Consider the following 20,268-nt stretch of genomic DNA (forward strand, 5'->3'; position numbering starts at 1 on the left):
TTATGAACAAATATGATAGAACATTATGAACGGAAATTATAAACGAACAGGACCTAAAAAAAGAAAATAAAAATGGTTGACCTTAGAAAAGGTCATGAAGGTTGAACTTGTGTGGTCCGAGACTTCCGCCGTAGTTTCCTGCGGTGATCTTCTTGATACCAGGAACAGCAACAGCTGCTCTGATTCCCATCTCGGTTGCCTTTGCAATGGATTCGAAGTCAAGACCATTGATAACGATCTCATAGACGCAGTTAACGTCTGCAGGGATCTCTGAGCCTTCTACCTTGTCCTTGATGCTTGGGCAGAACTTCTCGTTTGCAGTTGCTTTGAGGAACTTGTACTTGTTTGCGCCTGCCTTTGAACCGCTTGCAACGATTCCGCCTGGGAACGGTGTGATGGTACCATCAACAGCTCCGATCGCATCGACTGCGTTCTCTGCTGCGGTAAGTGTTGTCATCTGTGTGTCACCGAAGATGAAGAAGTTACCACCTGCAATAGCGGTCACTGCACCGAGTGTGTCCTCTACCAGGAAGTCACCCTCCATCATTGGGATAACGTGCATCTTGCGACCGCCAACCTCTGTCTCGGACTCTGTTCCATCTGCGAAGTATTTGAGCTTGCGTCCGGTATCGAACTGCTTCTCTGCATCTGGAAGACCGTTGAACACTGCGGTTGTTGGTGCTGTGAGGATACACTGACCGACACGCTCTAAAAGCTGTTCTTCAAGGGACTTGAATCCGAAGGTGCATATCTGTATGTAAACACCTGGTCTGCCGTCTGGTGTCTCGCTTGCATCCGCGTACTTCTCAATGCCGGCTTCAGCAGGACATCCAATGACTGATGTTCCGAATCCTGTTGCTTCCTGTGCTGCAACAGTTGCCCAGCGCTTTGTTGCGGCTGTGATCAGTATTCGTGAAATTTTGATTGGGAATGCCTCTGCAAATGTATCTTCGATCTCTACTCCATTTAGTTCCATTACAACACCTACATGATTGAATTTTAGTATGAATTACAATACGATTACAATACATATATGTTGTGTCCATAGCGATAGGTAATATATTTCCAAGGAAGAATATGAAAAAGAGCTTTATTTGAATGCAATAAAAGATTGGTCTGAAGAAATATCTGCTTCATTCCAGTATCAAAGATATGAAGTTGTGGAAGAACGTCAAACTTTCCTGAATCTTCTAAAGCAGCATGTCCAGAGTGACCTTCTATAAAATGCAGTGTAGTCTTTGGTTATCATGAAAAGAATTGCCATCCCTCCACAATGATGGCTACCATCTTCACAAATTCAACTGGAACTGGTCGAGATTGTATCTGATCTCTTCTTTCCAAGATTGAATATCCGCTTTAAGCTGAACTGTGTCAACACCTTTGCGTTCAAGTGTATCTTCATTGGATATCACAAAGGACTCAAATTCGTTAAGATGCCTGTATATATTGTTTGCAGTGGATCTGTAATTATTCTCTGCAATTATCAGTTGATCCAATGCTTCATCGAGTTCATTTTCTTTCGTATCCTTATCAGATGCATCGATGTAAGCCTCATACGCAGCAGTGTAGTTTTCCTGTTTTTCAATAAGTTCATTGATAACAGGGTTATATTCTTCTACATCATTGTCGTACAATTGAATATAAATATCGTATTTGCTCATGGTTCCGGAATCCATGCATCCAGAACTCAATACTGCTATCGCAAATACTAGTATCAACGTGATCATTTTTTTCATGCAGCTTTCTCCTTTTTGAAGATATTACATATAAATACAGAAATATATTAATAACAACTTCACTTTGGATTCGAAATATTTGCAATGCATTATACATATACTCTTCTGTTTAGAAAGTTCACTCCCCTGTGCCTTCATAGGTTCGCAAAAAAAGGATGTAGAATTTATCGTCATGACTGCGATGCTCGCCTATATCCATGACAGCATCTTGTACAATAACGGCAAACTGTCCCTGTTTTCCCATTCTGGAAAAAAGCTTTGCAATGGTCTTCACAGGTCCCTCAAGTTCTGAACGCATTGCAGCAAGACAGATATCCCTCATTGAAACAACGGTCTGTTGCATCAGTTCCCCATAGTCATTTTTAAGAGCAGCAAGGGCAACATCGTTCATTTCATGAATGACCTGTAACGACTCCTCTTCACGATAATCGCGTGCAGCTATTACACCAAGGTCCTGCATTGTACGGATGACTTCCAGTGCATCTTTAGGGTCGAAGAACTTTCCCATGCTACGCAAAGAACCCACCAATATTTTGAAACCATCCTGTCCTTCCTGAGTTTTTTCCTGAATAAAACGAATACCGATATCCCGCATTGTGAGAACTATAAGACGGCTGTAATTCGCGCGTTCATACCTTGTTGATATTCTCGCCAGTTCCAGCAACTGTTTTATTACGGCTATCATGGTCGAAGTGTCCTGTGCAAAGGTTGCATTGTTGCCAATATCTTTGAGCAGCAACAACCCTTTTTCAACCGCTTCTTCCTGTCCCGACCCTGCAGCAGCTTCCATAATATCCCCTATGGAGCTTACAAATTGTTGGTTCAGTTGGGTTGAAGCTGTTCCTTTAACAACATCGAAAAGGGAAGTCAATGATGTTAATGATCGCACAGCTCCATCCTGGCTTCCGTGATTTGAAGCGGCCTTCCCGATAACACCGATGGAACGAACAACACATTTTGTCGCATTTTCGTCCCTTGAGGCCGCAATAAAGCCCATCTCGAGCAAATGGAAATTCATATGGTTTGCAATGGCGGTAGTGTCCCTGCCACCTGTCATGAGATTCTTTGCTGTAATGGTTATCTTGTATAATCCCTTTTTGAAGATGTCCTCATCATTGTTCCGAATTGCACATCTGATACTGTCAACAGCAGCTGAAAGAGGATCATCGGCATCTCTGGCAATGTGTTTTGATGAAGCTTCGATAAGATCGTATGAGGTGATCTTCCTCATCATTACTTCAAATCTGTGTACTATCCTTTCGTTGTAGAGGTTCCTTGTAATGATTGCTGCCACATATCCCAGAACGGTTGCAATTACTATGACCACGCTGAATATGATCGGGTCATGAAGGTTCATGAGATGGGACGTTGAGACCGCAAATGCTACTGAACCAATTATGAACGAAAGATTGTGATTCATTGTTCTTCCTTTTGAGCTTTGCCATATTGTTATGACCCAGAGGAAAGCAAAAAATACAAGAATGATCGAATCGATTGCGATGTCGGGTGTGACATCGGATATCAGAAGGGCTGCTATAACGGATATTTGAATTGCGAATGCGGCCATTGTAAGATCCGGAGCAGCTTGGGAAAGGTCCATCTTAAGGTTATTTCGTATGAAAATATCAAAAAAAAGGATGCCAGCGGTGAGACCGATGACAATTAAACTGTCTATGATCGTTGTAATCAATATGTCCATATTTTATCACTGGTTGAATTTAATATTATTCTTATAGTCTTGCTCCACAGTTCTTGCAGAAAAAAGCATCAGTATCATGACCCTGCAATCCGCAATTGTGACAGGCGATGTTAAGGGCAACGTCCTTCGTTTTTTCGCCTATCATTATAGGTCTGGCTGCCATGCTGGTGTTTATGATAGAATGCGTGATAATTCCCGTAGGTACCGCTATTATCGAATATCCCAGTATCATCACAACGGATGCAAGTGCCTGTCCAAGGGCGGTAATGGGAACAATGTCACCGTATCCGACGGTTGTAAGGGTGATTATGGCCCAGTAAATGCTTCGCGGAATACTTGTGAACCCACTTTGTTCACCTTCAATGACATACATCATTGAGCCCAGTATTATTACAAGGTTGATTACGGTGAACATGAACAAGGTGATCTTCTTGCTACTATCCTTTAATGCCTGTATCAGTAGATCTGCTTCCGAGATGTACTGAACGAGTTTGAGCACCCTGAATATCCTGAGCAAGCGTAGCACTCTGATTATCAGCAGGTATTGGCTTCCGGGGAAGAACAGGCTAAGATAGGTCGGTACGATGGCCAGAAGATCGATGATCCCAAAGAAACTGGTGGCATAGCGGACTTTGCTTTTTACACATATCATCCTCAGGAAATATTCAATTGTAAAAAGGATGGTGAAGATGATTTCCGCCATGTAGAGCTTTTGATGATGAATTGAGTTTATTGAATGAACACTGTCCAGCATAACGACTATGACGCTCAGTATGATCGCCACTATGAGGACTATGTCAAAGTATCTTCCGATAGGGGTGCTGGCTTCAAAGATGTATTTGTACAGGTATGAGCGCCACCCTCCACATTCTGAACGGTTTTCCGAATCCCTGTTCCATCTGTTCATCATTCAAATCTCTATATAATGATCATGAGTTGTGTTCCGTTATTATATATTTTAGGAACCTGAAAACAAATCTCTTTATTATAATATAAATCATTCCGAATAATGACCATATATTAATCAAAAGCTTTATTTTCTTTCCTTCTCATATTTGAGATGCATCTCATATTTGAGGCAGGATAACAAAAAGGTACCAAAAATGCATCGCATCAACTCTTTGAAACATCTGGCTCTTCTGGGCGCACTTAAGAAACCTGTAAAGATATCATCAAGTGAGTTCACCAGATACACTTCCACAGGTTCCAAAACAGCCGCAAGGATACTAAAACAGCTTGAGGAAGAGGGTTTGATCGATCGCCTGATCATTCCTGAAGGCCAGATGATATCCATTACAGAAGAGGGGCGAACATGGCTTGAGAGTGAGTTCAGTGATTACAAGCACATCTTCTGTGGCGATGAAGATAAAATTGAGCTTTATGGGCATGTGATAACGGGTCTTGGGGAAGGGCAGTATTACATTGCACAGGACGGCTACAGATCACAGTTCGAAGAGAAATTGGATTTTAAGCCCTATCCGGGTACTCTTAATGTCAGGCTTACCAGTCACAGTGCAGACATACTGAAAAGGAAAAACCTGAAAAATATCATTTCCATATCCGGTTTTACTGACGGGCAGCGCACTTTTGGAGGCTGTAATTGTTATTTTGTGGAGGTGGAAGGAGTGAGGGGAGCCGTTGTGACCCCCGAACGCAGCCATTACCCCCACGATCTGCTGGAGATAATATCCCCTGTTCATCTTCGTAAGACCTTGGAACTAAGTGACGGGGATGAAGTGAAGATTACGATCGAAGACCGCAGTGCATGTGAGTGATCCTATGACAAACGAAAATTACACTGATAATATCAAGAATGCGATAAAGGCCGCACAGAACGGGGAAATGTTCTTTATTTACGATTCAGACAGCAGAGAGGGTGAAACCGATTTTGTGATCACCGCTTCTGCTGTGACCCCCGATGATGTGCGCTGGATGCGCAGAGATGGCGGCGGACTCATTTGCGTGGCTATTGATGGTGAAAATTCACAAAAGCTTGGCCTTCCCTTCATATCCGATGTTCTGCGTGATGAAGCAAGGTCCAATCCTGCTCTTGGAAACACTGTCGAGAAAGGCGGAGACCTTGCTTATGACAACCGTTCCTCATTTTCCATCTGGGTGAACCACAGGAAAACACGCACAGGCATTCCTGACAACGACAGGGCCTTGACAATTAACGAGCTTGCAAATATCACTGAAAAGTGCATGAAAGGCGAGGATGTAAGTTTTGGTTCTGAATTCAGGACACCCGGCCATGTTGCCCTTTTGCGTGCAGCCGACCGTCTGGTCCATGACCGCAAAGGCCAGACCGAACTTTCCATTGCAATAGCAAAGATGGCAGACGTGACCCCTGCAATGGTGGTCTGTGAGATGCTGGACGATTCCAACGGCAGAGCATTGTCAAAAGAAGATGCAAAGGAGTATGCTGAATTGCACAATCTGGTCTTCCTCGAAGGACAGGAGATAGTTGACGCATACGAGCAATGGGAGCAGGCTTAAAGCCTTAATTTAACCCATTTTCACCTCTTTTTTCAGAAAGAATCATATACTGAAAGTGCTTACTATTAATCGACCCCGTGGGGCCGTAGGGTAGCCTGGTCCATCCTGCAAGGCTGGGGGTCTTGCGACTGGAGTTCAAATCTCCGCGGCCCCATCATACAATTTTTTTTTGACTCACATTATATTGCTTCTTTAACGTGGGTCTGTTTCGGGATTACGCGAATCGAAGATTTTATGAGGAATTCTGATTTACAATCAGAATCAAGCGGACTTTGGTTAATTTTCATTTGATTGATTCTGTTACTTCTAAATTCCCGAAAGGTATTGCAGGATTCTCTTTTTTCAGTACTTCTCCTCGACCTTTCTTTCAGCTACATTTTTAAAAAACAAGACGTCATTAAATATAAATGGCATATGTTGTATGTATCTAATATTAAGTTTGAATTAGATAACTTTGGGGAAGCACATAATGGCAGTGGAGATAGTCGAGTTTGTACCGATAATCGTTGGATTAGCGATAGGATTTTTAATTCTCAATAGAAAGAATAAAAGATCTGAAGAGCCTAGGCAGGATGAAAGGACAGAAAACGTGGCGGGAAAAGCTGCACAGGGAACTGTTATTGTGCTGATGTTGGAAATGGGAGTGATCCTTTATGGTGATATTTTCGATCTGTTCAAATTGGAAACACCTGCAACTATAATAATATTATTTTTCACTTTGCTTATATCGATGATAAGTTTTGGTCGCTACTACAATTCAAAGGAACTATAAGGAGGGAGTTGTGTGAAAACCAGGATCAAAGAACTCCGGGCCAGATATGATCTTACTCAGGAAGAGCTTGCAAAAAAAGTAGGTGTCAGGAGAGAAACCATTCTGTTTCTGGAAAAGGGAAAGTACAACCCTTCCCTGAAATTAGCTTATACCATTGCAAAGATTTTTGATTCAACCATAGAAGATGTATTTATTTTAGATGATGAATGAGGTGTTTTGGGATGAATAAAATGTTTTGGGATGAATAAACCAAATCATTTCGAATTTTATCTTACTCTCTTTCAGAATTCCCACAGGGCAAGTATTGAAGAAATAGTTCATGAATTCTAAAAAAAATAGAATAAAGACAAGTTCACAAGATGTTATGGCTCACTCACGCAAAATAGTAATGAGCCATGTGATGAACTGATTATGCTTAAAATGGTACAACAGTTTTGGAATAACTGTTATTTCTTTGAAGCATATAGTTCGACCATCTTTTTATCTATCTTAAATTCCAAATGCAGCTCTCGTCAGTACTATCAATCCAACGAACAAATTAAGCACGACTAGCCCCCCAATTGCCACTGCACCATATTTGATATACTTTGTATCAAAATCAAGTATGGATAATGCTTTTTGTACAGTTTCCATAGTGTCATTGGCTTTTGCCAGAGTGGACTTTGATTCTTCGAGATTATCGTTCAGGGTCTCAAGCACTTTGGTGTTCAATGTCTCAAGGTTGTTGTTCAGATTATCAAGCACTTTATCGATGCGGGGTTGCTGATCTGTTCTGACGTTCTCGAGTATTTCGTTTACTTCATCCAGTGTTTGGGGTATCAATCCGGGCTTATCAACGATCTCATGCGTAAATCTCATTTTCTTCCGTTCGAGCTTTAGCAATTGGTGATCGTAGTATGAAGCTTGGGCTTTCAGAAGATCGTAATTCCTCTGGTAGCCATCGAATTTTGTGGCAAGGGATGCTGAAATTCTGGCACCATGGGGCTGCATGTTGGCACCGGTGAACTTTTGCTCTTTATCCATCTGGAATTTCATATTTTCAGATGCAAAAGAGTGGGCATTGAAGGCAGAACTGTCAGCCCGGGTAGACCTTTTAGGATCAGTAGGATCAGTAGAGCCGGCAGAATTCATATTCGGTGCGGGAGTTTGTTTGTCAGATATGTTCTTATCTTCCAGAGTCGCACCGACGATGTTCATATTTCTTCTTCTGGCTTCACCTGTGAGTCCGGAGAATTTGTCAGGATCACCGGCAATTTTAATATCGTCTATTTTATCGATACCCACATCGATCTTTATGTCATCATCAATTTTGATATCATCAATGACTTCGACATTATCTAAAATGTTGTCATCCAGAATACTGTCATCCACTACATGATCCGAAGTCATTTTCCGGTTCATATGGATCATGCTGCCAGTGAACTCAAAATTCGTGGCAGGCATATCGTTCATGACGGTGTGGAGTCCGGATACTACCTTTTTTTTGCGCTGGAGAATATTTAAATAATATCTTCTGTCAAGTTCGAGAGCTTCAATATTTTGTATCTTTTCAGGTCCAAGTTCTGCTGTTGAAATAGGGACTCTCTCTCTTGTGACAAAGAGCTTCTTGACCTCTTTAAGCAATTCCTCAGTAACTTCGAAGTTGTCATCAACGGATTTGAGAATATCCTCGATCAGAGGTTGTTCAATTGTATTTAAGCGTTCAAGGACCTCTTTTGCGTTGTAGATACCAGTGGTCAGAACTCCAGGTTCCTGATATAATATCTCTGTTATCTCAGCATTTACCGCAGCTATCCTTGCGATCAACTGGAACTTCTTGAGTACATTTTCCATATCATAGAACATTTCCCAAAAATCAAATGAAAAATTATCCGGGTCATCTACACCAAGGCTTTTTAATTCATCTACAACACGCTTTTTTTCGGCTTTAAGATCGTCAAGTCTCTCTTTTTCTTCATCCCATAGCTCATCTTCATCTCTGGGACTCAACCTGCGTATAGTAATGAGCTCTTCAGTTTCTTTCAAGAAAGATTTCAGTTCTTCTCCCAACGACTGTATCGTTGTGCCTATTACAGCAATGGCAAGGCCCGCCTGCTCAGCAGCGTCTCCTGCATCTTCCGCTGCATTTCCTGCCTGATAAATCGCTTTTCCAACAGTATAAAGTCCGCCTGTACAGACACCAGCCACCACATCAAACCATCCCATATTTTTTGCTCCTTCTCTTTATTTTTGAAATATTATATCATCAAATAAAATAATACGATGCACATATTATTTTATTTTATTTGTTTTTTGCTGTAAGTTTTTTGTTCGAAAAATAAGAAAACATATATCAATTCTCAACTACAATAATCATTCAAAGAAAAGATTGGTGATATATCATTCCTCCAGTTATCGTAGGCAAGGATGTCAGGAAAGAATTCGATGATTTCACGGCTGTAGATAGCGTTGCTTTTTCTGTCGATGAAGGGGAGCTGTTCGGCTTTCTGGGACCCAATGGTGCGGGCAAGACGACCACCATGCGTATGATACAGTGTATCTCCCCAATGACATCGGGCACACTGGAAGTATTTGGTATGGATGTGAACGTTCATCAGCGGGAAATAAAGTTCAAGATGGGCGTTGTCCCTCAGGAGAACAATCTTGATCCTGATTTTACGGTCTATGAGAACCTTTTGATCTTCTCGCGTTACTTTGACATCCCCGAGGATGAGGCTAAAAAAAGAGTGGACGAACTCCTTGAGTTCGTGCATCTGGAAGAAAGACGGGATACCATGACCGACTCGCTTTCAGGCGGCCTGAAAAGGCGCCTTGTGCTTGCAAGGGCACTGATAAACAAACCAAGACTGCTGATACTCGATGAACCGACGGTGGGACTTGACCCGCAGTCAAGACATCTTATGTGGGACAAGCTCAAAGGTCTCAAGAAACAGGGCGTCACCATCGTGCTCACAACACATTATCTTGAAGAGGCCTCTCAATTATGTGACAGGCTTGTCATCATGGACAATGGGAAGATACTCGTTGAAGGCAGCCCCACAGATCTCATTCAGGAACACATTGGTCCTGCAATAGTCGAGACCGATAAAGATCCTAATATCATCTCCTGCCTTGAAGCTCATCAGGCAAACTATGAGGTGCTCGGGGATGACATCCAGATATATACCGATAAGCCGCAGGAGATAACCGACCATCTCTTGTCGGAATGTAAATTGACAAGTGTCACTGCCCGCGCTGCGACACTTGAGGACGTTTTCCTGAAATTGACGGGAAGGAAGCTCAGGGAGTGAGAAGATGGACATAGGCATGTATTTCAAACCCCCGGAATTAACATCTGGAGCCTTCAAGGTCTGGCGGCGTAACAAGGATGTTTTCATGAAGAACGTCAAATTGAATTTCCTGCCTCCTTTCATCGAGCCTCTGCTCTATCTCTTTGCCATGGGCTTCGGTCTGGGCCTGTTCATAGAAGAGATAGACGGTGTACCCTATGCAAAGTTCATAGCCCCGGCACTGATCTCGGTCTCTGTGATGTATGGTGCTTTTTTCGAGTGCAGCTATGGCTCTTATGTGAGGATGTACTACCAGAAGACCTTCGATGCCATCATTGCAACCCCTCTGAGCATCGAGGATGTCATAATCGGAGAATTGCTGTGGGGTGCCACCCGAAGCACAATAAGTGCCACATTGATGCTTCCTGTCATTGCACTGTTCGGGCTCATCACTTTTCCCCATTCATTGCTTATCATTCCCTTCGCTTTCCTTGCAGGCTTGCTCTTCGCATGCCTTGGAATGTGCATTGCAGCAGTCACCCCGAACATAATGTCCATCAATTATCCCATACTGCTTTTCATCACGCCGATGTTCCTTTTCAGCGGAACGTTCTTCCCCCTCAACGTACTGCCTGAGATCGTCCAGTACATCGCACTGGCAATATTGCCACTGACACACGTTGTGATCATAATAAGAGCACTGACCTTCGGAGCACCGGGATGGTTCCTGCTGACAAATCTCCTGTGGATAATGGTCGTCTGTGCAATAGGTTTCGTAGTGTCGGTAAATCTGATGAAGAAAAGACTGGTCGTTTGAGATCAACACTCACTTTTTCTTTGAGGACGAGCTTTTCGTGTCCATGCATCTACGGCTACTCTCACATCCAAGACTGCGTCTGTAATCAGACCTTATCTCCTTTTTTGCAGTTTTTATCAGAAGTTCATCGAGTTCCTCTTCGGTCAGCTCGCATGGGTCTTCTTCGGTTTCTTTTTTGTTGGGCATTGGTGTGTTCCGACATTTGATCTTTGAAAATGACAATGATCTTGTTATATTTTAATTCTACCAGAGGTAAAGAGGTTAGAATGAAGAAATATAAAATATAACAAACACAAGAGTAAAAAGAGAAGTATAGGAGTTTTTTAAGTTTTATTTTTCTACTAAGTTTAACAAAATTAAAAGAGAGATTAAGATTAAGACCTGGATGGTTTTGTGGATTCAAATCTCATCCTTCGCACAGAAAATCGGGGATATATAAAGTAAAAAGTGTACGAGTTGGTATGAGTTATATGCACAACCGAATCAAAGACAGAAATACCATTCTTCTAAAAATTTAATTATTTGCTAGAATAATACATTAATTCTAAAAAAGTATAGAGAAGTAGGATAAATAAATCACATCATTGGAAAATGTGATATGTTATATTAAGGCCAAAAATGAGTCCTCCCAGCGCTCCCATAGGTGTATATATCGGATTAATATTTGATGCTATTATTGTTCCTACCATCATTATGAACAAAAGAATAACTAATATGTTAATATTTTTTTGATTCTTGCTTACTAGCTCGACAATTCTTGAATCAATTCTTTGATCAAACCCCATGTTTCTGAACCCCACATCCTTTAAGTTGAATTCTAGCATATAAAATTATCTCAAACCCTGCTTCAAAATATAAGGATCGTTTCTCTCAATAATCCCCAAATCTTCAACTCTTAAGATAACTTTAAGCATGATCATTATCCATCTTTATTCTACTATTAGGGATGTGAAATGATGAAAGTATTAGCTATTGTAGGAAGTCCGCATAAGAACGGTAACACGGATGTAGTTGTACAGAAAGTGCTTGAAGGGGCAGCAGAGAAGGGAGCTGAAACAGAGACCATTTATATCAATGAACTGGATTTCAGGGCTTGTCAGGGATGTGGGCTTTGTAATGTGATGGCCGATTGCAAGCTCAAGGATGATATGACGGACGTTTACAAGAAGCTGGAAGAAGCGGATGCTTTTGTGTTCGGCTCTCCTATATATTTCGATCAGTTCACCGGGCAGATGCGCTCGTTTTTGGATCGTTGCTATGCTCTTGTGGATGCAGAGCTTAAACCAAGGTTACCTGTGGGGAAGAACGCTGTTCTCGTAAGGGCACAGGGAGATCCTAACAAATCGACATATGAGAACGTCTTTGATGAGTTCGGGAATCTCCTGAAGCTGTTCTTTGGTATGGCTGTCACAGACAGGCTTGTTGCAGCCGGATATGACCTGCCAGGTTCTGTGAGAAAGGATGCGGAACTGATGGAGAAGGCAAAACAGGCCGGGCTTCACTTAGTTGACTGATGTTTAATTTTTCCGGTATGCTGCCGGAGTTTCTCTTTTTTTATATTGACATTTTTGTGATAGCCATAGGTTCGAACAGTTTCGAAGTTTAAGCTAAGTTTATACGCAATTGGCAACAATCTTCTTCTTACATATCAAAAAATAATTGAACAAAGGTAGTGTCAAGGTCAATTACCACCCGTTGAAACGGGCGGCTTGCAGATAAATCATTGAACTACAACTTAAGTAGTTCTCATTTCCACATTCGGTTGATTGACAGACAACCTACTCAGGCAAGATATACCTGCCTGAGCTATGTTTCGAGCAGCATTGAGGTCAGCATGTATCTGGAAACCACAATTACGACAACGGTAAGAACTCCCATCCCTATTACCCTTGTAAGTGTGTCCACATTTGGAACACTTCTGGCTGGAGAAACGAGGGTCAACCGAAACAACTTGTTTAGCCACAGCTTCGGCTTTATAGCGGATAAATTGTTCAAGTTGGTAGAAGCTCCAATTATTAAGTTTCCTGTTAAAGTCCTTACCTTTGCGTTTCTGAACACGAATGCTGGTCAAGTCTTCAAGAGCAATCACATCAAAGGGCATATTGACAATATCTTTGGCAATACAATGGTTAATATCCGTCACAAACCGTCTTTCCTTTCTGCTGATCTTCTTAAGAAGACGTTTAGCAGATTTGGTGCCTTTGGACTGGAGTTCCTTCCTGAGATGTGCATATTTAGCTCTTGTGTTTTTGATGCTGCTCGTATTGAAAAAGACATTATTGGAACAGACTGCAACATTAACAATCCCACGATCGATACCAAGAACAGTATTACCGACTGGCTTAGGAGATTCAGCACGAAGTGTGATATGCAGATAGAAAACATCTTGTCTGCTGTCATATCTAAGCGTGGAACTCCTAATATCCCATCCAAGGTACTGTTTGTAATATTCTGGTATATTGAAAGAGACATTGATACGACCATCAATCGATGCAATCGTAGCACTATTATGTTGCATACGAATCGTAACAACTCTTTTATTGTACCGAATCGCCGAGTACGGATAACTCTCTGGACATGTCTTAAGTTTGACGCCTTTGAGGGCTTCGCACGCAACGTCTCTTGCACCCTGGACCAGCGAAGACGGCAGTTCGGGGTGCTGTTCTCTAATGTCTTTGTAAGTAGCATAATGGATAGATACTTTCGAATGAGTATGATTTTGGAAACCATATTCAGCAACCTCGTTAAAAACCTGGTCGAAAAGTACAACTGTCTGCTTGAGGCTTTCTTTGCCTTCATTCGGCATCTCAAGTTTCAGTTTAATGGTTCTATCCACATTCATATATTAAACTCAATAATTAAAAAATTAACGACAAAAGGAGGGAGGGTGCAATTCATCCACTCATTTAAATGGGTGGTCTCCTTGCACCAATTAATATGAAATATATCGGGGTTACAAAAAAAGGATTCTGTTTACTGGTCTTGCTATCGTGCATCCTGCTGGCAGGATGTATCGGGCAGGACGATGAAAAAGCTCAAACTTCTTCCAATGAAGCGCTCTCCTATGATGAGGGAGGGACCTATTCCGAAGAGGACGAATATCTGCTGCTTGTACCAAAATCACTGTTCTCAGGCGGGGAAAGTTCTGTAACTATGTCTGCTTTCCTTGATGATAAAACGGTCAGCAGGGGTATCGAGTATACCCTTACCAGTGCATCAGGCGACATCATCCCATTGGTAAAGGCGGCCACCTCCGAAGCCGGTAACAGTGTGGCGAAGTTCGAAGTGCCGGATGTAGAAGAGGGTAGTTATACGCTGACCGCAACACCCGCAGGCGCGGAAAAGGGTTTTACTACAACCGTTAAGGTGGTGCAGAACAATCCGATCTTCATCGAAACTGACAAACCTATCTACAAACCCGGGCAGACCATACATGTACGTCTTCTCAGTCTGAACAACAACCTTGTTCCTGTAGTTCAGAACACCACCGTTGAGATCGCTGATGCAAAGGGAGTGAAGATCTTCAAGGACGATCTGGTCACCAATGAGTATGGGGTTGCTTACTTTGACCTTCCGCTTGCATCCGAGCTGAACCTTGGAACATGGAAGGTGAAGGCGACATCAGGTAGCTCTATGTCTGAAGTCGATATCAGGGTGGAGAAATATGTCCTCCCCAAGTTCGACCTGGAAACCTCCACTGAAAAAAGCTGGTTCCTTGCCGATGAACCTATTACAGGCACGGTCTCTGCTAACTATTTCTTTGGAAAGGTCGTTGAAGGAACTGTTGAGGTAAAGGCTTCCAGATACATAGGCGTCTGGGAAGAATACTCAACGTCCAATGCCCCTCTTAAAGACGGAAATGTGGAATTTGCACTTCCTGCTGTTGGATATGTGGCAGGCACCTTTGGAGCCGGAGGACAGGGCAGTGTCATGCTGAATGTGACCGTGACCGACACCGGTGGGAACAGTGAAGAAAGTACCGAACTGTTGACCATAGCACAGCATCCGTTACTTCTGCAAATGATCCCGGAATCCAGTTCCATCAAACCGGGAATGCCTCTTCAGGTCCTTCTCGTAACAAAGGACCCCGGAGGAGAACCTCTTGAAAAAGAGGTGACCCTTGTTGCAAATTTCAGAGATGACAATTACAACTATGACGAGATCAAAGAGACCTACAAGACACAGAACGGCATTGTTCTGGTGACACTGGAGATACCCGAGGATGCTGTGGGCGTTGAACTACATGCTGTTTCAGAAGAAGTCGAAGTTCGCAGTACATTGAATTCGGTCTATTCCCCAAGTGCTAGCTTCCTGCATTTGAGACAGATAAGTGAAGGCATACCGGAAGTCGGAGATGTGATCTCGTTCAAGGTCTATTCAACTAACCAGGGAATGGTATTCTATGATGTTTTCGCAAACGGCAGGACTGTGTACTCTGCGACCAGTGATGAAGATCAGATAAACATCCCTGTGACGCCACAGATGAGCCCATCGGCAAAGGTCGTTGCATACATAATAAATCCTAACAATGAGGTTTCCGCCGACAGCCTGCCCTTCGATGTCAAATTCAGCACGCAGGTAGACCTTTCCACAGGTTTCGATGAGGAAACTGTGACACCTGGTGATGCTGTCTCGGTAGAGCTGGATGCAGGCACCAAGTCCATGATAGGACTTTCCATTGTGGACGAATCCGTATATGCATTGAGCGAGGGAAGGCTGAATTTGAAACAGGTGTTCGATGAGCTTGAGATCCGCTTTATGGAACCTCAGGTTGAAGCGCATCCTCAGTATTTCGGATATCAGACAACCGCTTATGATGTTCTTGATGAGGCCGGGGTGATAGTGCTGGCATCCGGCGGTCTTGAGATACCAAGATCAGAAACTGGCGAAGATTTGATGTTTGCTCAATTTGCAGGAGCAATGTTTGAAATGGAGGATATGGTTGTAGATGAAGCCGTAATGGAGATACCTGCTGATGCGCCTGTAATGGACGATGAAGCAGGTTCAGGGGAGCAGCTTGCGGAAGTGGAGCGAGTACGCCAGTTCTTCCCTGAAACATGGATCTGGATGCCCGATCTTCTTACCGATGATGAAGGACTGGCAGCCCTTGATCTGAATGCCCCTGATTCCATCACCACATGGAGACTTCATGCAGTATCTTCTGGTCCGGAAGGCATTGGAATATCCGAAGCAGGACTTACGGTGTTCCAGGATTTCTTTATCGATCCTGATCTGCCCTATGCTGTTATTCGTGGGGAGGAGTTCCCGGTTCAGGTGCAGGTGTACAACTATCTCGACAAGCCTCAGGATGTGAGGCTGACCCTTTCCGGTGCAGAATGGTTCGAGCTGGTAGGTGATGATGTCGTTGAAGTGAGCGTGGATGCCAATAGTGTGACCCATGTAAGTTTCACCATTCGTCCTACCGAGGTCGGGGTGCAGACAGTTGAACTGACAGGACAGACCACTGAGAAAGCGGATGCGATCCGTAAGACAATCATTGTCGAGGCGGAAGGGGTTACCAGGGAGATAGTGGATAACGGTATCCTCAAGAACGGTAGCATTGAGCTGGATGCAACATTGCCTGATGCCATCGTGAAGGATTCCGAGAAAGTGATACTGAGCTTTACTCCAAGCATTGTGGCCCAGACCATAAGTGGGGTTGATGACCTGTTGGGCATGCCTTACGGATGCGGTGAACAGAACATGATGTTGTTCTCCACCGATGTTGAAGTGTTGCGCTATCTCAAGGCCACCGGTCAGCAGAATCCTGAGGTACAGGCCAAAGCCTTGACGTTCATCACTACCGGATATCAGAGAGAGCTCACTTTTATGCATTCGGATGGCTCCTTCTCTGCGTTTGGAGAGAGCGATGGCGAAGGCAGTCTGTGGCTAACATCCTTTGTGCTTTCCCAGTTCAGTGGCGCCAGGGACCTGACGACCATTGACGAGAATGTTGTAAGGGAAGCAGCGGAGTGGATAGATTCACACCAGAAAGAGGACGGTTCCTGGGATGTTGTCGGCTTCGTTATCCATGAGGATATGATGGGAGGTGTGAGCGGCACTTATGCACTCACAGCCTATGTGACACTGGCACTCGATGAATATGGCTATGCTGCTCCGGCTGTAATGGAAGATGCCCGAAGCTATCTGGAAGCGGAACTTGATGAGCAGGACGATCCATACGCTCTTGCCATAGGTACCCTTGCTCTCCAAAAGCTTGAGAGCGACAGGGCAGCCGAGTCCATGGAAAGACTTATTGAGCTGGCAAAAGAGGATGAAAATGGCGTGTATTGGGGATACGATGATGTCCTGCCTGAGCCTTACGAGTATGGTGGCTATGGTTTCCACCCTATCTCAAGCAAGAACGTTGAAACTACAGCCTATGCCACACTTGCATTGATCGAAACGAATGACCCCATGGCAAGCTCCTCATTGAAATGGATAGCAGCCCAGCGTAATTCCAATGGCGGTTTTTCAAGCACGCAGGATACTGTCATGGCCTTCAGGGCATTGATGACGGCGGCAGCGGTTGCAGGAAGAGATGTGGATGCTAATATTACTGTCAGCGGGGATGGATTGGAACTCAAGGGCCTTAGGATCACTTCCGAGAATTACGATGTTGTGAACATCATTGAGGTTCCGGAAGGCGTTGAAGTAATCGAGATGGAGCTTTCAGGGACCGGTGAGCTGAACTATCAGCTTGTCAGAAGGTTCAATGTGATCCTGCCTGAGATCATAGAGCAGGAACAGATCGAGCTTGATGTTGACTACGATTCAACGGATGTGGAAGTCGATGATGTCGTAAAGGTCGATGTCCGCCTGAAATACAATGGTATGCCTGGCATAAGGGGTGTCGTTGAGTCCAGCGGAATGATGATAGTGGATGTTGCAGTGCCCACAGGTTTCACTCCGGTCGCTGCAAGCCTTGAGGAACTCAAGGAAGACGGCACCATCACCCGCTATGAGATCGCCGGTCGCAAGGTGATCCTTTACATCGATGAGATGATGCCTGGAGAGGAAATGGAGTTCTCGTTGAATATGAGGGCAATGTTCCCGGTCAAGGCAATGGTGCAGGAGAGCAGTGCGTACTCATACTATAGTCCGGAGGTAAAGGCGGAAGCGAAGGGTATGAACGTGACCGTTGTTTGATGGGAGATATATCTATCTCTCATTTTTTCTTTTTTTTGTTCAAGGTCAGGTACTTCAGGAAACAGGTTACCAGACAAAGCCTGGGAAGATGGTCCTTTCAGAGTTCTTCAAGAAATCGTCAGTATGGAAGCAATTCCGAGAACATTGTTTTCAAAGGCACATCTTATATATCTGAGTATGTATATTACTACTATAATATTATCGGTATAACCAATAAAAGTTTAGTAAACTTTTTAAATTAATTGAAGTGGGGAATTTTAGTGGGAACATCAGATCTGTCTCATAAGGTTTATCGGCATTTATTGATAATTCTATTCTTAACAGTAGTAACGGGTGTCCTATCTACAAAATTAGATCTGTTTGAATATCTGATGCATTATTTTTACGCATATGAAGCGTTTGAGTTGGATGAGGTATTCCTAACAGCTGTGATCTTATTGATCATGGTTTCTGGTCTTTCCTATGATCTGTATGCTCTAGCAGAGAGAGAATCTCTGGAATTAGCTAAATCTAATAAAAATTTATCGAATATCTTTGATAGCAGTAATGACTTAATATGTGTGATAGGGTCCGATGGTACTATTCTAAATACGAATAAAATATCCACAAAAATATTAGGTTATAACGAAGATGAGCTATTGAAATTGTGTATTGAAGACATAGTAAGCACCAAAAAAGAGTTAGCTCTGATAAAAGATAAAAGAGCATCCAACGAGCAAACACTATTGGAAGTTAATGTAATTCATAAGAATGGCACTGAGATACCTGTAGAGATCAGTGTAAGTTCATTCTTTTACAAGAACCAATATAACAAACTCTTGATTATAAGAGATATAGCAGAACGCAAAAAGGCAAGAAAGCTATTGCAAGCAAAAAGAGAAGCAGATGAATTAAATCGCATCAAATCAGATTTCCTGTCTAACGTGAGTCATGAGCTGCGAACTCCTCTTAATTCAATAATTGGTTTTTCACAGTTATTGGATTCCAAAGTTGCTGGAGACCTGAATGAACAACAATCCAGCTATCTTAATAATATTTTAGAAAGTGAGCAGCGCCTCTTAGAGTTAGTCAATGGATTCCTTGATCTTTCTAAAATTGAACTCGGTAAAATAGAGTTTTGCCCCGAAAGAACAAATCTAGGCCAGATAATTGCTGAATCAAAACTTTTAGTGCAGGCTAAAGCAACCAAGAAATTTATCGATATCGAAGAAAATATTGAGGGCAATTATATTGAACTAAATGCTGATAGAACGAAATTAGTACAGGTTCTGTACCATCTTCTAGATAATGCAATTAAATTCACACCTGCAAACGGGAACGTATCCATTATGGCCAAAAAGCATGATGATACAATACATTTCTTCATTTCAGATGATGGTGTCGGAATTTCCGACACTGATCATGAATTAATATTTGCTCCATTTTAGCAACTTGATTCATCCTCTACCCGAAAATATGGTGGGACTGGCAAAGGACTTGCTTTAGTCAAAAAGTATATTGAAATGCATGGTGGGGACATTCAGGTAAAAAGTGAAGTTGGAAATGGATCAACATTTTCATTTACAATTCCTACAAGCCCAACACAATATGAAGAACAGCCATATATTGAATAATATTTTTTGAGCTTTGTAGATATCCTCACTATAATTAGACACATGACTTTGGCATGCTTTCAAGGTTGTGTATCAATACATTTCTCCTTTTTCACTTAATATATAGACTTTTTTGCACATAGGCAGAACAATTCATACACTTGTGTTGTAGCACAAACATATATGGCAATCTCTTTTTATTAAGTTCATAGCCTATCAGTTGAATTCAGAGAAGATGGTTTCCACAGAGCAAAAACCGGGAGCTGTTATATAGTATCGGTAAAAGATAATTCACATTGAACAATAGCTGATCTTAGGGGGTCTGTAGAATTGAACAAATATCTGAAGATGGTCCTTTTTGGATTGATTGTCTGGCTGATACCTTTCATAGTGTCCTTTGCATTTGTGGACAGGAAAGGGGATTTCCTGATCGCAGAGACTTTCTTCAAGTCCATCATGATAGTAACTGGTGGGTTTGTAGGCGTTGCGCTTGCGATAAAGTATTTTGAAGGTGTCGAAACGGATTATTTCAGGGAAGGCGTACTTCTTGGTACTGTATGGCTTGTCATAAATCTTGCAATCGATCTGGGAATGGTCTATGGTGGCTTCTTCCCGATGACAGTTACACAATACTTCACGGACATAGGGATAAGGTATCTGGTAATGCCTATATACACCTCAGGGATGGGTTACATATTGATGCAGAAATTGGGATAAGTCTCATTTTCTTATGAACAT

General features: G+C 42.7%; 16 protein-coding genes, 1 tRNA gene and 1 pseudogene. 11 read left to right on the top strand and 7 right to left on the bottom strand.

Annotation, left to right across the window (positions count from 1 at the left end; genetic code table 11):
• Positions 1–82: 82 nt before the first annotated feature.
• The 4 genes from fhcD to AC20MK_RS00260 form a co-directional block, all read right to left on the bottom strand.
• Positions 83–976 (bottom strand): formylmethanofuran--tetrahydromethanopterin N-formyltransferase, encoded by an 894-nt coding sequence (gene fhcD, locus AC20MK_RS00245; RefSeq protein WP_487356027.1) that lies wholly within the window; start codon positions 974–976, stop codon positions 83–85.
• A 313-nt stretch (positions 977–1,289) separates the two neighbouring features.
• A complete protein-coding gene (locus tag AC20MK_RS00250; RefSeq protein WP_487356028.1) occupies positions 1,290–1,736 on the bottom strand; it encodes a hypothetical protein in 447 nt (148 codons plus the stop codon).
• A 118-nt stretch (positions 1,737–1,854) separates the two neighbouring features.
• A complete protein-coding gene (locus AC20MK_RS00255; protein WP_487356029.1) occupies positions 1,855–3,435 on the bottom strand; it encodes a hypothetical protein in 1,581 nt (526 codons plus the stop codon).
• Between the two features lie 31 nt (positions 3,436–3,466).
• Positions 3,467–4,345: an ion transporter gene (locus AC20MK_RS00260; RefSeq protein ID WP_487356030.1), complete on the bottom strand. Its 879-nt coding sequence runs from the start codon at positions 4,343–4,345 to the stop codon at positions 3,467–3,469.
• A gap of 193 nt (positions 4,346–4,538) precedes the next feature.
• Here AC20MK_RS00260 and AC20MK_RS00265 point away from each other — a divergent pair, with 193 nt between their 5' ends.
• The 5 genes from AC20MK_RS00265 to AC20MK_RS00285 all read left to right on the top strand — a co-directional run bounded on the left by AC20MK_RS00265 (position 4,539) and on the right by AC20MK_RS00285 (position 6,913).
• Complete coding sequence (locus AC20MK_RS00265; protein ID WP_487356031.1) at positions 4,539–5,210, top strand: winged helix-turn-helix domain-containing protein/riboflavin kinase; 672 nt, start codon at positions 4,539–4,541, stop codon at positions 5,208–5,210.
• Positions 5,203–5,931 carry a 3,4-dihydroxy-2-butanone-4-phosphate synthase gene (gene ribB, locus AC20MK_RS00270; RefSeq protein ID WP_487356032.1) on the top strand — a complete coding sequence of 243 codons (729 nt, stop codon included), beginning with the start codon at positions 5,203–5,205 and terminating at the stop codon, positions 5,929–5,931. The genes AC20MK_RS00265 and ribB overlap by 8 nt, the downstream gene beginning before the upstream one ends.
• Positions 5,932–6,010: 79 nt before the next feature.
• Positions 6,011–6,085: transfer RNA gene (locus AC20MK_RS00275), tRNA-Pro, on the top strand.
• A 315-nt stretch (positions 6,086–6,400) separates the two neighbouring features.
• Positions 6,401–6,703, top strand: coding sequence for a DUF2178 domain-containing protein (locus AC20MK_RS00280; RefSeq protein ID WP_487356033.1), 303 nt, complete (start codon positions 6,401–6,403; stop codon positions 6,701–6,703).
• A 12-nt stretch (positions 6,704–6,715) separates the two neighbouring features.
• Positions 6,716–6,913 carry a helix-turn-helix transcriptional regulator gene (locus tag AC20MK_RS00285; protein WP_487356034.1) on the top strand — a complete coding sequence of 66 codons (198 nt, stop codon included), beginning with the start codon at positions 6,716–6,718 and terminating at the stop codon, positions 6,911–6,913.
• 279 nt (positions 6,914–7,192) lie between these two features.
• Here AC20MK_RS00285 and AC20MK_RS00290 read toward each other — a convergent pair whose 3' ends face one another.
• A complete protein-coding gene (locus AC20MK_RS00290) occupies positions 7,193–8,908 on the bottom strand; it encodes a hypothetical protein (RefSeq protein WP_487356035.1) in 1,716 nt (571 codons plus the stop codon).
• A 188-nt stretch (positions 8,909–9,096) separates the two neighbouring features.
• Here AC20MK_RS00290 and AC20MK_RS00295 point away from each other — a divergent pair, with 188 nt between their 5' ends.
• A complete protein-coding gene (locus AC20MK_RS00295; protein WP_487357029.1) occupies positions 9,097–9,993 on the top strand; it encodes an ABC transporter ATP-binding protein in 897 nt (298 codons plus the stop codon).
• Positions 9,994–9,997: 4 nt separating this feature from the next.
• Positions 9,998–10,789 (top strand): ABC transporter permease, encoded by a 792-nt coding sequence (locus AC20MK_RS00300; RefSeq protein WP_487356036.1) that lies wholly within the window; start codon positions 9,998–10,000, stop codon positions 10,787–10,789.
• Between the two features lie 9 nt (positions 10,790–10,798).
• Here the strand turns inward: AC20MK_RS00300 and AC20MK_RS00305 are convergent, their stop codons facing one another.
• The gene (locus AC20MK_RS00305; protein WP_487356037.1) at positions 10,799–10,975 is read right to left on the bottom strand and encodes a hypothetical protein; all 177 of its coding nucleotides are present in this window, start codon (positions 10,973–10,975) and stop codon (positions 10,799–10,801) included.
• A 767-nt stretch (positions 10,976–11,742) separates the two neighbouring features.
• Between AC20MK_RS00305 and AC20MK_RS00310 the strand changes: the two genes are divergently transcribed.
• Positions 11,743–12,303 (top strand): flavodoxin family protein, encoded by a 561-nt coding sequence (locus tag AC20MK_RS00310; RefSeq protein WP_487356038.1) that lies wholly within the window; start codon positions 11,743–11,745, stop codon positions 12,301–12,303.
• A gap of 221 nt (positions 12,304–12,524) precedes the next feature.
• On the opposite strand, the gene AC20MK_RS00315 is transcribed toward AC20MK_RS00310, so the two are convergent.
• Positions 12,525–13,631, bottom strand: a complete 1,107-nt coding sequence (locus tag AC20MK_RS00315) for an RNA-guided endonuclease InsQ/TnpB family protein (protein ID WP_487356039.1) — start codon at positions 13,629–13,631, stop codon at positions 12,525–12,527.
• A 95-nt stretch (positions 13,632–13,726) separates the two neighbouring features.
• On the opposite strand from AC20MK_RS00315, the gene AC20MK_RS00320 reads away from it, so the two are divergent.
• The 3 genes and pseudogenes from AC20MK_RS00320 to AC20MK_RS00330 all read left to right on the top strand — a co-directional run bounded on the left by AC20MK_RS00320 (position 13,727) and on the right by AC20MK_RS00330 (position 20,247).
• On the top strand, positions 13,727–17,938 hold the full coding sequence (locus tag AC20MK_RS00320; protein WP_487356040.1) for an alpha-2-macroglobulin family protein: 4,212 nt from the start codon (positions 13,727–13,729) through the stop codon (positions 17,936–17,938).
• A 443-nt stretch (positions 17,939–18,381) separates the two neighbouring features.
• Positions 18,382–19,551: pseudogene (locus tag AC20MK_RS00325) on the top strand (PAS domain-containing sensor histidine kinase).
• Between the two features lie 309 nt (positions 19,552–19,860).
• On the top strand, positions 19,861–20,247 hold the full coding sequence (locus AC20MK_RS00330) for a hypothetical protein (protein ID WP_487356041.1): 387 nt from the start codon (positions 19,861–19,863) through the stop codon (positions 20,245–20,247).
• Positions 20,248–20,268 lie beyond the last annotated feature (21 nt).

The sequence above is a fragment of the Methanococcoides sp. DA23 genome (assembly GCF_057593895.1).

What these genes read in the sequence shown, in the direction of transcription:
- AC20MK_RS00280 (WP_487356033.1), top strand. Translation starts at nt 6,401, where the DNA reads ATGGCAGTGGAGATAGTCGAGTTTGTACCGATAATCGTTGGATTAGCG.
- AC20MK_RS00250 (WP_487356028.1), bottom strand. Translation starts at nt 1,736, where the DNA reads ATGAAAAAAATGATCACGTTGATACTAGTATTTGCGATAGCAGTATTG.
- AC20MK_RS00310 (WP_487356038.1), top strand. Translation starts at nt 11,743, where the DNA reads ATGATGAAAGTATTAGCTATTGTAGGAAGTCCGCATAAGAACGGTAAC.
- AC20MK_RS00320 (WP_487356040.1), top strand. Translation starts at nt 13,727, where the DNA reads ATGAAATATATCGGGGTTACAAAAAAAGGATTCTGTTTACTGGTCTTG.
- AC20MK_RS00290 (WP_487356035.1), bottom strand. Translation starts at nt 8,908, where the DNA reads ATGGGATGGTTTGATGTGGTGGCTGGTGTCTGTACAGGCGGACTTTAT.
- AC20MK_RS00305 (WP_487356037.1), bottom strand. Translation starts at nt 10,975, where the DNA reads ATGCCCAACAAAAAAGAAACCGAAGAAGACCCATGCGAGCTGACCGAA.
- AC20MK_RS00300 (WP_487356036.1), top strand. Translation starts at nt 9,998, where the DNA reads ATGGACATAGGCATGTATTTCAAACCCCCGGAATTAACATCTGGAGCC.
- fhcD (WP_487356027.1), bottom strand. Translation starts at nt 976, where the DNA reads ATGGAACTAAATGGAGTAGAGATCGAAGATACATTTGCAGAGGCATTC.
- AC20MK_RS00315 (WP_487356039.1), bottom strand. Translation starts at nt 13,631, where the DNA reads ATGAATGTGGATAGAACCATTAAACTGAAACTTGAGATGCCGAATGAA.
- AC20MK_RS00255 (WP_487356029.1), bottom strand. Translation starts at nt 3,435, where the DNA reads ATGGACATATTGATTACAACGATCATAGACAGTTTAATTGTCATCGGT.
- AC20MK_RS00260 (WP_487356030.1), bottom strand. Translation starts at nt 4,345, where the DNA reads ATGATGAACAGATGGAACAGGGATTCGGAAAACCGTTCAGAATGTGGA.
- AC20MK_RS00265 (WP_487356031.1), top strand. Translation starts at nt 4,539, where the DNA reads ATGCATCGCATCAACTCTTTGAAACATCTGGCTCTTCTGGGCGCACTT.